We start from the raw sequence: 14,714 nt of genomic DNA on the forward strand, positions 1-14,714 counted from the left end.
TTCCGTGCGCGACTACGATTCGGTCAGACGTGTACTGGTCACCGGCGGCGCCGGCTTCCTTGGCTCGCATCTGTGCGACCGCCTGCTCGCCGACGGGCACGAGGTGCTCTGCGTCGATAACCTGTTTACCGGCAGCAAGCGCAATATCGCACACCTGCATGGACACCCGCGTTTCGAGTTCCTGCGCCATGACGTGACCATGCCGTTGTTTGTCGAGGTCGATGAGATCTGGAACCTGGCGTGTCCGGCATCGCCGATCCACTACCAGCACGATCCGGTGCAGACGACGAAGACCAGCGTGCACGGCGCGATCAATCTGCTCGGCTTGGCCAAGCGTCTGCGTGCGCCGATCTTTCAGGCCTCGACCAGCGAGGTTTACGGTGACCCCGAACAACATCCGCAGCGCGAGGACTACTGGGGTCACGTGAATCCGATCGGACCGCGTTCGTGCTACGACGAAGGCAAGCGCTGCGCCGAAACGCTGTTCTTCGACTACCACCGCCAGCATGGACTGCGCGTCAAGGTTGCGCGCATCTTCAACACCTACGGCCCGCGCATGCACCCTAACGACGGTCGGGTGGTGTCGAACTTCATCATGCAGGCACTGCGCAACGAGCCGATCACGCTCTACGGTGAAGGTCAGCAGACGCGTTCGTTCTGCTTCGTCGATGATCTGATCGAGGGGTTCATCCGGCTGATGGCGACCGAGGATCGGGTGACCGGCCCGATCAATCTCGGCAATCCTGCGGAGTTCACCATCCGCGAGCTGGCCGAAAAGGTGATCGCTCTGACCGGTTCGTCGTCGTGCATCGTGATGCGGCCGTTGCCCACCGACGACCCGCGCCAGCGGCAACCCGACATCAGCCGTGCCAGCAGCGAGCTGGGCTGGACGCCGAAAATCGACCTCGAGAGTGGTCTGCGCGTCGCCATCGCCTATTTCGAAGGCTTGCTTGCGGGGGGCGCGGAGCGAGGGCATGGCTGAGCAGCGCAAGGCGATGCGGATGCTCGGCGGCGCCACCGCGCTGGCACCCTTGCTGCCGTTCGTCGATCTGCACGTACACGCGTTGCCCGGTGTCGACAACGGCCCGGTTTCCTGGTCGGCGGCGGTGGAGCTGTGCGTGCAGGCTGCGCACAACGGCATCTCGCATGCGGTGCTGACGCCGCACTTTCGCGGAAAACCCTACGCCGAACGCATCGTGCGCTTGTCGACGCGCCTGATCCGGTTGCGCGAGGCACTGGTCGATCGCGGCCTGACGATGGAAGTCGCGCTCGCCGGTGAGTGCCGTTTCGACGCCGCTCTGCATCAGGCGATCCAGACCGGCGATCTGCCATGGCTCGGTCGCTGGCAGGATGACTATGTGGTGCTGATCGAGTTCTCCGATGCCCGACTGCCGGCGAAGATCGTGCCTGCGATCGAATGGATGCGTACCCGCGGCATTCGCCCGATGCTCGCGCATCCGGAGCGCATTCGCGAAGTTCAGTCGCGACCGCAATGCCTGGCGCCGCTGGTGGCCGCCGGGCTGCTGTTGCAGGTCGATGCCGACGCGCTGGCCGGCGGCTGCGGACCGTTTGCGCAGGAGACCTCGCTGCGCTTGCTGCGCGAAGGCTGGGTCACCATTCTCGCAAGCAACGCCCATGATCTGGTTCGCCAGCCGCCGCGCATCGAGCCCGGGCGCGTGGTCGCGGCGGAGATTCTGGGCGATGCCGTTTCCTGGGAACTGGTTGCGTTGCGCCCGGCGCGCATCGCCGCCATGCATTTTCCCGCGCTCGCTCCGAACTGAGGCGACTCGGCTCCAGTACACTTTCGCCATGCCCTCGACGCTCGCTGAAATCAATGCACGCCTGGCCGAACTGGAGTCGCGTTTCGCGTTCCAGGACGATGTCGTGGCAACCTTGAATCCGCAGGTCGCGACCCAGGAACGACGCCTGGTCGATCTGGTGGAGGAACTCCGGCAGTTGCGGCATGAAGTGATCCTGTTGCGCGCTGCGCTCGGACACGATGCGGCCGACGAGCCGCCACCGCCGCACTATTGAACCCACTCCCAGTCCAGTCATGACCGATTCCCTGCGCGACCAGATGCTGAAGCTCGGCTTCGCACCCAAGAAGTACGAGGTGCCGAAGCCGCGCCCGCAGCAGCCCAGGGCGACCGGCCCCGGGAAATCACCGGCACATGGCCGGCCGCACGCGCATGCCAAGCCGGTGACTGCGGCGCGTGCCGAGACCCGATCGCAGGAAGAAATCGACCTGGCGCGCGCCTATGCGTTGCGCGCCAAGCTCGAGCGCGAAGAGGCCGAGCAGGCGCGGCGCGATGCCGAGCGCAAGGCCGCCGAGAAGCGCGAGCGCAAGCTGCGCATGGCGGCATTGCTCGAAGGCAGGGCGCAGAATCTGGCGGACGCCGAGCATCCGCGCCACTTCGAGCACCAGGGCAAGATCAAGCGTGTCTACGGCAGCGAAGCACAGGTGAGCGCGATCAACGCCGGTGATCTCGGCATCGTCATGCAGGACGGACACTTCCGCATTGTCGCGCGCGAGATTGCGCTGCAGGTTCGCGAGATCGAGCCGCGCTGCCTGGTGCTGCTCGAGGAGCCGGGCGCGGCCGGAAACGCGGAAATCGACGCTGGCGGCTGATGCATGGCGACACATTATGGTCTTGCCCGCATCCTGTCGAAGCGCGGCCTGTGTTCGCGCACCGAGGCTGCGCGCTGGATCGCCGCGGGGCGCGTGCGTGTGGCCGGGCGGGTGGTGCGCGACGCCGAAGCACCGACCACGCTCGATGCCGAAATCGTCATCGATGGCGAGCAGGCCGAACTGGTGATTCCGCTGCATCTGATGCTGAACAAGCGCCGCGGTCTGATCACCACGCGCATGGACGAGCACGGGCGGGCGACCGTGTACGACTGCTTCGCCAACGCGAACTTGCCGTGGGTAGCGCCGGTCGGACGTTTGGACCGCGCCAGCGAGGGGCTGCTGCTGTTCAGCAACGATCCCGGTTTCGCCGCGTCCATCAACGAACCCGGGTGCGGCATCGAGAAGACCTACCACGTGCAAGTCGGAGGATTGCCCACGGCTGAAGGTCTGGCGGAACTGGAAGCGGTCTGTCCATCGACGGCGAATGCTGGCGCGCGCTGCGGGCGCGCGAGCTGCGTCGTGGGGCGAAGAATTGCTGGCTGGAGATCGTGCTCGATGAAGGCCGCAATCGCCAGATCCGGCGCATGCTGGAGACGCTCGGCTATCCGGTGATGCGCCTGGTTCGCGTGGCCATCGGCGCGCTGCAGCTCGGTCCACTGGACAAGGGCGAGTGGCGCGTGCTGGGCGCATCCGACATTGCTGCACTGCATTTGCCAGCGCCGGCGAGCGGCGGATAATCCCGGGGCCCCATGTCGGGGCGGGAGGGATTCCATCATGCTCAATCTTCCGGTGCGCCGCATGGCGCCTCGTCTGCTCGGCGTCGCGCTTGCCGCTGCCTTTGTCGCGACCTCCGTTTCTGCCGAAACCATCAATGCCTCCGGGCTGCGCGCTCCAGGCAGCATCGGCTACGACGCCGAAGGCGTGCCGTTGATCCAGGCCGCGAACGACTACGACGCCGCCTTCCTGATGGGCTACGTGCATGCGCGCGACCGCCTGTGGCAGATGGACTACCTGCGCCGCGCGGCGAGCGGCACCCTGGCCGAACTGGTCGGCACACCGGCACTCGCCAACGACATCCAGTTGCGCACGCTGGGTCTGCGCCGTGCTGCACAGTCGAGTTGGTCGGCGATGCCCGACGTCGCGCGCGGCGAACTGCGCGCCTATGCCGAGGGTGTCAACCTGTGGGTGCGCAGCAATTCGCTGCCTGCCGAGTACGGGGCCCTTGAACTCACCCGCTTCGAGCCCTGGTCGCCGGTCGATTCGCTGATCATCGGCAAGCTGCTCGCGTTCCAGCTCAGTTTCGATCTCGACATCGACTACACCGTGCGCCTCGGTGCCTACGCGGCGGCGGGTGCTGCGGCCGGCTTCAATGGCCAAGCGTTGTTCTTCGAGGATACACATCGGGTGCAGCCGTTCGACTCGCGGGCATCGATCAGTGCGGGAGATTTTCATCCGGCCAGCGCGACCGTCGATGCGAAAGCGCTCGGTCTTGGCATTCCCGACTACGACGCCGATTTCCTGCGCCAGACCGAGGCGCTGCGCGACCCGCTGCAGGGCAACGAATGGATCGCACCGAAACTGGCACCGCGCGAAAACCGCGGCGGTTCCAACTGGTGGCTGGTGCACGGTGCGAAGACGGCATCAGGCAAGGCGATCTTGTCCAACGATCCTCACCTCGGCCTTGACCTGCCGGCGGTGATGCACGAGGCGCATGTCGTCTCAACCGACCCTGCGTATCCGACGACGATGAACGTCTCCGGGCTGGCGCCGCCGGGCGTGCCCTCGATCCTGCTCGGCTGCACGCCGGTGTTCTGCTGGGGCCTGACCACCAACCCGATGGATGTCTCCGACACCTATCAGGAGAAGTTCCTGCTCAACACCTACGGACTGCCGACGCACACGCTGTACAAGGGCGTCGTCGAGCCGGTGAACTGGACCTTCCAGAGCTACTACGTCAACCAACTCGACGGCGTGCCGGACAACGCCGCGCGCGACAATTCGATCGGCTACACAAATGGTGGACTGACCATCACCATTCCCCGCCGCAACAACGGGCCGGTGCTCTCGATCACCAACGACAGCGGCATCTCGGTGGCCTACACCGGCTGGGGGGCGACGCGGGAACTGGAAGCGATCCGCCGCATCAATCGCGCCACCAGTCTGGATGAGTTCCGCACCGCGCTGAGCTTCTTCGATGTCGGCTCGCAGAACTTCGCCTATGCCGGAACCGATGGCACCATCGCCTATTTCGCGACCGCCGAGGCGCCGGTACGCGAGGACCTGCAGGGCAATACCGTGGATGGCATGCCGCCGTTCCTGATCCGCGACGGCTCCGGCACGCGCAAGAACGAGTGGCTGCCGGTCACGCATCCTCAGCTCAACCAGGCAGTGCCCTACGAGATCCTGCCGCCGAGCGAGATGCCGTTCGTGATCAATCCGTCCTCGGGCTACATCGCGAATGCGAACAACGACCCGATCGGCAGCACCTTCGACAACAACGCCTTCAACCAGCTGCGACCGGGCGGTGGACTGCACTACCTGAGCTTCGGCTATTCCAGCCTGCGTATGGGTCGCATTGATCGCGAATTGCAGTCGCTGATCGACAGCTCCACGCCGATCACCCCCTCGCACATGAAGGCGTTGCAGGCGAATACCGAGTTGCTCGATGCCGAGCTGGTATTCCCGTATCTCGATGCCGCATTCAGCAATGCGCAGACGTCGAGTTGGGCGGATCTGCACGCGCTCGGCGCCGATCCGCGCATCGACGAGGCGATCAAGCGACTGCAGGACTGGGACTACTCGTCTCCGACCGGTCTGACGCAGGGCTTCGACGCCGGAGACAATCCGATGGCGATGGTCGCGCCGAGCGAGATCGAGATCGCGAACTCGGTTGCGGCGACGATCTGGTCGCTGTGGCGCGGCCAGGCGGTGCGCAGCAGCGTCGATGCCACGCTCACCCGCGTTGGTCTCGGCAACTACTTGCCCGGCAGCAACGAGGCTTATATTGCGCTGAAGCGTCTGCTCGAGCGCCATGACGCGCAGCAGGGTCGGGGCGTGTCCGGGCTGAACTTCTTCCAGGTCAGCGGTGCGCCGAATGCCAATGCGGCGCGTGATTACCTGCTGCTGAAGTCGCTGGCGGACGCGCTCGATCTGGCCGCGAGCCCGGCTTTCGCCCCTGCATTCGGCGGTTCGCAGGATCAGGACGACTACCGCTGGGGCAAGCTGCACCGCATCGTGTTCGACCATGCCCTCGGTGGTCCGTTCAACATCCCGGGGCCGGGCCTGTATGGGTTGACCAACGTGTCGAGCGACCTGCTCGGCCTCGCGCGTCAGGGCGGTTACGAGGCGGTCGATGCTTCCAGCCACAGTTCGCGTGCGAACTCGGTCAACGGCTTCATGTTCGGCTCTGGCCCGGCGCGGCGTTTCGTCGGTGAGATGGGCATGCCGATCGCGGCCGACCAGATCTATCCGGGTGGACAGAGTGGGGTACTGGGCTCTCCCGGCTACATCTCGCAGTTGCCGCGCTGGCTGGTCAACGCCTACAAGCCTTTGCCGATCGACGAGGCCGCGCATGCGGCAGCGGTCACCACCACGCTGCACTTCGTGCCCGCGGGAAATCCGTGACGTCGAAGTCACAGGCAGCGCCGCGCGCGGAGCATGCGCGCGGCTTCGATCTTGGCGCGGCGTGCCGAATCCTGGCACGTCGCGACAAGGCGCTCGGGTCGTGGATGAAGCGCATCGGCGGGATCGAAACGCAGTGGCATCGGCGTTTCGATCCGGTCGATTCGCTGGCACGATCGATCCTCTACCAGCAACTCTCGGGCAAGGCCGCGGCCACCATCCATGGTCGCGTGCTGGATCGCTATGGAGTGCGGCGCAAGCTCACGCCGGGCAGCTTGCTGGCGGCCCCGGACGGCGGGCTGCGCGAATGCGGCGTTTCGTTCAACAAGATTGCGGCGTTGAAAGACTTGGCCGCGAAGGCGGAGCAGGGCGTGGTGCCTACGCTCGCGGCAATGCGCCGGCTGCATCACGATGAAATCGTCGAACGCCTGACCGACGTGCGTGGCATCGGTCGCTGGACGGTCGAGATGATGCTGATCTTCTGGCTCGGCCGCCCGGACATTCTGCCGGTCGATGATCTGGGCATTCGCAAGGGCGCGCAGATCGTGCTCGGCCACGACGAGATGCTGAAGCCGAAGCAACTGTTCGCGCATGGCGAAGTCTGGGCGCCCTACCGCACCGCGGCCAGCCTGTACCTGTGGCGCGTCGCCGATGCCGCGAAGGAAACCGTCGCGCGCGACTGACCGCGACCAACGTCGATATCGCGGCAGATCTCGCCGGACAGGGTCACAGTTTGTCGCGCCCGCTGGCGCTAGCCTGCGGGCTTCCCTGGCTGCAAGGCGCTTGCCTCATGATCGGACGGTCCACCTCGGCGCGCTGCGCACGCATTGTCTGCGGATGGTTGCTCTGCCTGAGCGCCTCCACGCAAGCCGCGATCACGGTCGACTTCAGCTACGTCGACCAGCAGTCGCCCGAGTTCCAGCGCTTCAAGTCGTTCGTCGATGCGGCCGTGGCCAACAACCCCGGCTACGGGTTCTCGGCCGCCGACGCCGCGTACATGTATCGCCTGACCGGCCAGGTGCAATACGCCACGCTGGCGGTGCAGACGGTGGAGACGCAGGTCCACGAGGCGGAGCTCGCAATCGCCGCCGGCAATGCGCCGTCGATCGCCGGCGATCAGTACCTTGATGTCGGTCCGATGATCGAAGACTTGGCCCTGACCTACGACTGGTGCGCCGCGCACACGAGCGCTGCGCAGCGCACGCGTTGGGCCAACTATGCCGAACAGGCGGTCTGGAATGTCTGGCACAACAACCAGGCCCAGTGGGGCGGGCACTCGCACCCGTGGGCGGGCTGGGGCGTCGACGACCCTGCCAACAACTATCACTACAGTTTTCTGCGCGCGACGATGTACTGGGGGCTCGCTTCCAACAACGCGACCTGGAAGAACCTGCTGCAGAACGACAAGTGGCCGGAGCAACTGGCCTACACCGCGAGCATTCCCGGTGGTGGCAGCGAGGAGGGCACCGCCTACGGGCTGTCGCACCGAATGCTGTTCATGATGTACCGGGTGTGGCGCGACTCGATGGCGGCGGACATCGGCAACGCCAATGCCCACGTCAACGACAGCATCGCCTGGTGGATCCACGCCACCGTGCCCACGCTGGACCGCGTGGCGCCGATCGGCGACCAGGCGCGAGTGTCGGAACCGGTGATCTACGACTACCACCGCCACTTGGTGCTGGAAGCGCGCGCTCTCTCGATTGACGCCACTGCGCGCGACGATGCCTCCTGGTGGCTGCATTCGATCTCCGACCAGGACATGGAGTCGGGGTTCAACCGGCGCCAAAACCTGCTGCCGGCTGGACCCACCGGAACCCCGCCGGCACAACTGGTCTACCACGCCACCGGCACCGGGCAACTGTTCGCGCGCACCGGTTGGGACACTGCGGCAATGTGGCTGCAGTTCTCGGCCGGTCCCTATGTGCAAAGCCATGCGCACCAGGACCAGGGCGCGTTCACGCTATTCGAGGGCGACTGGCTCGCGGCCACCGAAAACATCTGGACGCACAGCGGCATCCAGCAGAGCACTGCCACCCACAATCTGCTGCGTTTCGAACAGAACGGCTCGATCGTGCCGCAGCGCGTCGGTACCACTTCGACGATGACGGTGACTCCGGGCGCAGGCGGCGCGGTGCATGCCGTGGCGAACCTGTTGCCCGCCTATGACGGAGACCCCGCCGTCGGGGCGTGGCAGCGCACGATCGACTTCGCCAACCGCAAGCTCACGGTCAGCGACCAGTTCACCCTCGGCAGCGGGACCGAAGCCATCTTCCAGGTCAACACGCCGGTGCAGCCAATCATCAACGGCAACACCGCCACCGCCGGCAACCTCAAGATCCGAGTGCTCTCGCCCGCCAGCGCCACCCTGACCGCGCTCGACTGGACCACGCGCACCGGTCCCGACGAAACCTACTACTCGGGCTGGCGTCTCGACGTGCGCGGCAGCAGCAGCGGCTACGTGGTCGAGCTCAGCAACTCCGGCGCGATCTTCGCAAACAGCTTCGAGTAACGCGCGCTGACTCAGGGCGATGCAGTGGTCAGGCTCGCGTCGAGGAACTGCAGCACCTCTCGGTACATCCGCTCACGGTTGGCCTGCTTGTAGAACCCGTGGCCCTCGTGTTCGACGACGAGATCCTCGTGCGGCTTGCCGGCGCGGTCCAGCGCACTGGTGAGCACGTGAAACTGCTCGATGGGAGTGCGCTGGTCGGCGCTGCCATGGATCAGCAGCAAGCTCGCGTCCAGGCGCTTCAGGTGGCTGGTGACCGAGTCGCGACCCAGCTTCTGGACATCGTTGCCAATGGCCAGGTCGAGGTAGTTTCGACTCGATTTCGCTTCCGGGATATCACCCACGATGTGCATCAGGTTCAGGTCGTAGACGCCGGCGTAGCCGATCGCGCAGCGGTACAGATCGGGATTGCGGATCGCATTCATCAGCGCTGAATAAGCACCAAAGCTGCCGCCGAAGATGCAGACGCGGCCGCCATCCACCAGTCCCTCGGCGACCACATGGCGCACTGCACCGGCGATGTCGTCCTGGATGCGCCCCGCCCACTCGCCGAAACCAGAGCGCAGGAAGCGCTCACCGCGCCCGCCGGAACCTCGGTAGTTCACGCGCAGCACCGCGTGCCCGGCCTGGACCAGCAACTGCGTGTCGGCGTTGAAGGTCCAGCGGTCGTGGATGCCATGCGGTCCGCCGTGCGGCATGACCACCAGCGAGGGTTTCGCGACACCCTCGGGCAGCGTCAGCAGGGCATCGATATCGACGCCATCGTCGGTGCGGAAACGGAGCGCACGCGTCGGCGCGAACGCCTGTCCACGCAAGCCGGGATAAGCCGCTGCGACTGGAATCAGCCGCTGCGCATCACGGTCGAACACATACCAGTTGGGCGGCTCGCGGTCGGATTCGACCTGCAGCAATACGCGCCCATCGTCGCGGCTGAATTGCAGGGGCCGCACCAGCTGTCCCGGGAACTTGACGAGCAGCGCCGCGAGCATGTCCGCGAAGTCCGGATCGGCGCCTTGAAGAAGATCGATCCTTGGCGAGCCGGCGTCGTAGAGCACGGCGGCGGGCGGCCCATTGCGACCGGAACGGATGACCTCAGCAACGGCGGCATCGGCGCGCCCGGCCAGACGCTGGCGCTGCCCGCGCTCCAGATCGACCCGGTACAGAGATTCCGGTTCGCCTTGATCGCTGATCAGGGCGTAGAGCTCCTGGTCGGGCCCGAAGAACTGCGGTTGCAGGCTGCGTCCGACCAGTTCACGCGGGAACGTCTGCCATTCCTCGTCGGACTTGGATCGAAAGCGAGCGATCGGCTCGAGTTCGACGTCATAGCCGTGGACGATGCGGGGCTCCAGCTGGTTGTCGACGAACATCGTGCCTTCGTTCGCGTCCCGGCTGGCGATGAGTTGCTGGCGCCCGGTGCGCGCATTCACCCGCCACAGTTCCTGGCCGCTGTCATCGCCGTCACGCCAGCGCGTGAATTGCGCGAAGAAGCTTCCGGGAACCTGGTCCATCACGAAGATGTTGCGGGCATGACCAAAACCGCTGTGTTCGAGCATGGCCTGGCGGCCGCCGAACACCAGACGCTGGCGCTTGGAGTTGATGCTCGCCGAGTAGTACTCGCCGCTCAGCATCGGCATTTCGAGCGCGGCAATCTGCAAGGCCTTCTGGAACACGACACGCTCGTCGTCCACCCAGGTCACGTTTGCAACCGTGTGCCCGGGGCGAAAGCGCAACACCCGGCCCTGATCCTTGTCATCGACCGCGATCAGGTACAGCGACTGCTGGTCCTCGAACGGCGCGACGATGGCGACGTGGCGCCCGTCCGGCGACATCGCGATATCGCGCACCTTCGGAAACGCCGCCAATTGCTCGAAAGACGCAGCACACGCCGCCCCGGTAGCGGCGAACAGCGCCGCCGCAAACCACGCACAGCGCCTCACTGCGCCTTCTTCCCGATGTGCTGGTCGAGAAATGCCTCCAACCTGTCGTACAGCTCGATGCGGTTCTTCTCGTCGTAGAAGCCGTGCGCTTCGCCGGCCTTGATCATGACTTCCACCGGCGTGCCTGCCTGCTTCAGGGCCTTGGCCATGGCGTCGGTGTGCGCGACCGGGGCGCGGATGTCGTCCTTGCCGGCCACCAGGAACACCGGAATCCCCACCCGGCTCGCCTGTTTGGCGGGGGAGTTCGCATCCAGTTCGGCCTGGTCCTCGCTTACGTACTGGGTGACGATGTTGCGGCCCTGACGGGTGTCGTTGCTGTCGCCCTTGGTATGCAGCAGGTTGAGGTCGTACACGCCGACGTAACCGATGGCGCAGCGGAAGGTTCCCGGGCTTCTCACCGGCGCCATCAGCGCGGAGTAGCCACCGAAGCTTGCGCCGAAGATGCACGCGCGCCCCGCGTCGACCAGCCCCTGCCCGGCGACGTGCCTCAGGCCGTCGACGATGTCGTCCATGATGCGCGTGCCCCACTTGCGGTAGCCGGATTTCTCGAAGTCTTCGCCGCGACCGCCGGAGCCACGGAAGTTTACCTGCAGAACCGCGTAGCCGCGATTGGCCAGGAACTGGACGTCTGTGTCGAAGCCCCAGCTGTCGAACGGTCCGTGCGGTCCGCCGTGGGGCAGCACCACAACCGGAAACGGCTTGCTGCCTTCCTTCGGAATGGTCAGGAATGCGTCCAGTTCCTGGCCGTCACTCGCCGCATAGCGGAACGGACTCATCGAGGCCATCTGGGAGGGATCAATGCCCTGCAGGCGCGACTGCAGCTTGGAGACCTTCTGGGTGTTGCGGTCCACCAGGTAGTGGTCGCCTGGATTTCGATCCGAGTAGACGTAGGCGAGCACCTTGCGGTCGTCGCGCGAGAAATCGACGAAACGCACTAGGTTGCCGGGGAAGGTCTTCATCAGACCCGCATGCAGCTGCGCCCATTCCGACTTGGGGTCGAGGTACTGCACTGCCGGTTTGCCTTCCTCGTACAGGATCGCGAAGGGCACGCCATCGAAGCCGCCGTACAGCACGCTGCCCACATCCATGTCCGCTCGGCCATAGACCTTCTCGCGCGATCCCTTGCCAAAGTCGACGCGATACAGGCTGCTTGCTTCCCCGGCGTCGCTGATTTCGGCCCACGCGATGTTGTTGTCGCGTTCGAAGGCGAGCACGGTCATGACGTTGCCGGCGAGCGCCTTGGGCACGGGGCGCCAGTCGGCGTCCGCGGTCGGCCGGTAGATCATCTCGGGCTTGGCGTCGTCGTTGCGGCTGAGGGCGAACCGTGGCCTCTGGTTGCGGTCCACCGCGACCACGCCGGCGCGCATCGGGATCTGCTCGATCTGCTCGCGCTTGCCGCTGTGCGCGTCGACCTTGTAGATCGCCGAGTGCCGGTCGGCATTGGATGGGTCGAAAAAGGCAAACAACAATCCGCCCTTGCTCCCGGGAATGCGGTCGAGCAGGCTGGCGAAGCCGGTGTCCTTGCGCCGGCCGCGGATGTTGCCCTCGTCGGGGATGTAGCCGAACAGGAGTTCCTGGTTCTTGCCAGATGCGTCTACCGAGTAGATCTCCCCGGTGCCGCGGGGTGCTGCGCGCGAACCGGCTTTTTCCGCCTTGGACAGCACCAGACGTTCATCGTCGGCCCAGTAGGGCGCAACGACGTGCTCGTTGGCGCGGTAGCCAATCCGCATCGGCTCTGCCTTGCCTTGCAGGTCAACGATTAGCACGTCGGTACGGTTCTCGATCGGCGTGGTCAACGCCAAGTGCTGGCCATCGGGTGAAAGCGCGACTGCGCTGAACCCAGGGTTCTGCGCAAACAACTTCGCTGGCAGGCGTTCGGCGTGGGCGAGCGGTGCGAGGCAGAGCGCGAGCGCGAGGGGCGCGACGCAGCGCGGGAGGTGTCGGGTCATCAGGGATTCCTTTCGTGATCGTGAGTGGTGCCGCCCCCGCGGCGCTTCACTCATTGTAACGATCACACTTCGATCGACGCCAGATCGCCTTTGGTTTCGAGCCAGTCCTTGCGGTCGTTGGCGCGCTTCTTCGAGAGCAGCATGTCCATCAGCTTGCGGGTGCCGTCATCTTCGGCGACGGTGAGCTGGATCAGGCGGCGGGTGTCCGGATGGATGGTGGATTCGCGCAGTTGCGGCGGGTTCATCTCGCCCAATCCCTTGAAGCGCGTGACCGAGACGGTGCCGCGGATCTTCTCGCGCTCGATGCGTTCCAGCATCTGCCGTTTCTCGTCTTCGTCGAGCGCGTAGAACACCTGCTTGCCGATGTCGATGCGAAACAGCGGCGGCATTGCCACGAACACGTGGCCGGCACGCACCAGGGTCGGGAAGTGGCGCAGAAACAGGGCGCTCAGCAGGGTGGCGATGTGCAGACCGTCGGAGTCAGCATCGGCAAGGATGATGACCTTGCCGTAGCGCAGGCCGTCGATCTTGTCGTGGCCGGGGTCGCAGCCAATGGCGACGGCGAGGTCGTGCACTTCGGTCGAGGCCAGTACGCCGCTCGACTCCACCTCCCAAGTGTTCAGGATCTTGCCGCGCAGCGGCAGGATCGCCTGGAAGTCCTTGTCGCGCGCCTGCTTGGCCGAGCCGCCGGCGGAGTCGCCTTCGACGATGAACAGTTCGGTACGCGAGAGGTCCTGACTGATGCAGTCGGCGAGCTTGCCGGGCAAGGCCGGGCCCTGCGTGACCTTCTTGCGTACGACGATCTTGTCGGCTTTCAGTCGCGCCTGTGCGCGCTCGATCGCGAGCATGGCAATGCGCTCGCCCAGATCGACGTGCTGGTTCAGCCACAGCGAGAACGCGTCGTGGGTCGCGCCTTCGACGAAGGCGGCGGCATTGCGCGAGGACAGTCGTTCCTTGGTTTGTCCGGAGAACTGCGGATCGGCGGTCTTGTAGCTGAGCACGAAGCTGAGACGATCCCAGACGTCTTCCGGCGCGATCTTGACGCCGCGCGGCAGCAGGTTGCGGAAGTCGCAGAACTCGCGCAGGGATTCGGTGAGTCCCGAGCGCAGGCCGTTGGCGTGAGTGCCGTGCTGCGCGGTCGGGATGAGGTTGACATAGCTCTCCTGTACCAATTCGCCGTCCGGCGTCCAGCACACGGCGAATCGACCGCATCGACCTCCTTCTTCAGCGCCGCAATGAAGATCTCCGGAGGCAGCAGTTCCTGATCCTTGAGCATCGAGCGCAGGTAGTCGCGCAGTCCGTCCTCGTAGCGCCACTCGCTGCGCTCGCCACTTGCCTCGTCGAACAGCTTCATGGTCAGGCCGGGGCAGAGCACGGCCTTGGCGCGCAGCACGTGCTTCAGGCGCGACAGCGAGATCTTCGGCGAGTCGAAGTACTTCGGGTTCGGCCAGAAACGCACGCGCGTGCCGGTCTGCTTCTTCGGCACCGAGCCGACCACCGCGAGGTCGGTGGCGCGGTCGCCATTGCGGAAATCCATCTGGTGGACGCAGCCGTCGCGGCGAATGACGACTTCCACCTTCTGCGACAGCGCGTTCACCACCGACACGCCGACGCCGTGCAGACCGCCTGAAAACTGGTAGTTCTTGTTCGAGAACTTGCCGCCGGCATGCAGTCGGGTGAGGATCAGTTCGACACCGGGGATGCCTTCCTCGGGGTGGATATCGACCGGCATGCCGCGGCCGTTGTCGCTGACCTCGACCGAGCCATCGGCGAACACGCATACGTCGATGGTGTCGGCGTGACCGGCCAGTGCCTCGTCGACCGAGTTGTCCACCACTTCCTGCACCAGATGGTTCGGCCGCGTCGTGTCCGTGTACATGCCGGGGCGGCGCTTCACCGGCTCCAGCCCGGACAGCACTTCGATATCGGCGGCGTTGTAACGACTCATGCGGTGGCCTGGGAGAACTGCGGGGGCGGCATGGTGGGCGTGTCGCAGGTCCCGGTCAAGGCGGATGCGACACATGCCGCGCTGATGGCCCGCGACGATGATTCAGGGGCGGTGAACCGGG

At 65.4% G+C, this 14,714-nt stretch carries 9 protein-coding genes and 2 pseudogenes; 8 read left to right on the forward strand and 3 right to left on the reverse strand.

Annotated features, from left to right (window positions below; all coding sequences use genetic code 11):
• The first annotated feature begins 4 nt into the window (after positions 1-4).
• The 8 genes and pseudogenes from IPG63_12440 to IPG63_12475 all read left to right on the forward strand — a co-directional run bounded on the left by IPG63_12440 (position 5) and on the right by IPG63_12475 (position 8,762).
• On the forward strand, positions 5-982 hold the full coding sequence (locus IPG63_12440; GenBank protein ID MBK6728049.1) for an SDR family oxidoreductase: 978 nt from the start codon (positions 5-7) through the stop codon (positions 980-982).
• On the forward strand, positions 975-1,781 hold the full coding sequence (locus IPG63_12445; protein ID MBK6728050.1) for a capsular biosynthesis protein: 807 nt from the start codon (positions 975-977) through the stop codon (positions 1,779-1,781). Before IPG63_12440 ends, IPG63_12445 begins: the two co-directional genes overlap by 8 nt.
• A gap of 28 nt (positions 1,782-1,809) precedes the next feature.
• Positions 1,810-2,034 (forward strand): SlyX family protein, encoded by a 225-nt coding sequence (locus tag IPG63_12450; GenBank protein MBK6728051.1) that lies wholly within the window; start codon positions 1,810-1,812, stop codon positions 2,032-2,034.
• 19 nt (positions 2,035-2,053) lie between these two features.
• The gene (locus IPG63_12455; GenBank protein MBK6728052.1) at positions 2,054-2,629 is read left to right on the forward strand and encodes a DUF2058 family protein; all 576 of its coding nucleotides are present in this window, start codon (positions 2,054-2,056) and stop codon (positions 2,627-2,629) included.
• A gap of 3 nt (positions 2,630-2,632) precedes the next feature.
• A pseudogene (locus IPG63_12460) lies at positions 2,633-3,366 on the forward strand (rRNA pseudouridine synthase).
• Between the two features lie 37 nt (positions 3,367-3,403).
• A complete protein-coding gene (locus IPG63_12465) occupies positions 3,404-6,253 on the forward strand; it encodes a penicillin acylase family protein (GenBank protein MBK6728053.1) in 2,850 nt (949 codons plus the stop codon).
• 104 nt (positions 6,254-6,357) lie between these two features.
• Positions 6,358-6,933: a DNA-3-methyladenine glycosylase 2 family protein gene (locus tag IPG63_12470; GenBank protein MBK6728054.1), complete on the forward strand. Its 576-nt coding sequence runs from the start codon at positions 6,358-6,360 to the stop codon at positions 6,931-6,933.
• A gap of 107 nt (positions 6,934-7,040) precedes the next feature.
• Positions 7,041-8,762 carry a hypothetical protein gene (locus tag IPG63_12475; protein MBK6728055.1) on the forward strand — a complete coding sequence of 574 codons (1,722 nt, stop codon included), beginning with the start codon at positions 7,041-7,043 and terminating at the stop codon, positions 8,760-8,762.
• A gap of 11 nt (positions 8,763-8,773) precedes the next feature.
• Here the strand turns inward: IPG63_12475 and IPG63_12480 are convergent, their stop codons facing one another.
• The 3 genes and pseudogenes from IPG63_12480 to parE form a co-directional block, all read right to left on the reverse strand.
• Positions 8,774-10,696: a S9 family peptidase gene (locus tag IPG63_12480; GenBank protein MBK6728056.1), complete on the reverse strand. Its 1,923-nt coding sequence runs from the start codon at positions 10,694-10,696 to the stop codon at positions 8,774-8,776.
• Positions 10,693-12,645 (reverse strand): S9 family peptidase, encoded by a 1,953-nt coding sequence (locus IPG63_12485; GenBank protein ID MBK6728057.1) that lies wholly within the window; start codon positions 12,643-12,645, stop codon positions 10,693-10,695. The genes IPG63_12480 and IPG63_12485 overlap by 4 nt, the downstream gene beginning before the upstream one ends.
• A 62-nt stretch (positions 12,646-12,707) precedes the next feature.
• A pseudogene (parE, locus tag IPG63_12490) lies at positions 12,708-14,593 on the reverse strand (DNA topoisomerase IV subunit B).
• Positions 14,594-14,714 lie beyond the last annotated feature (121 nt).

Source organism: Lysobacterales bacterium, from assembly GCA_016703225.1.
Classification (GTDB): Bacteria; Pseudomonadota; Gammaproteobacteria; order Xanthomonadales; family Ahniellaceae; genus JADKHK01.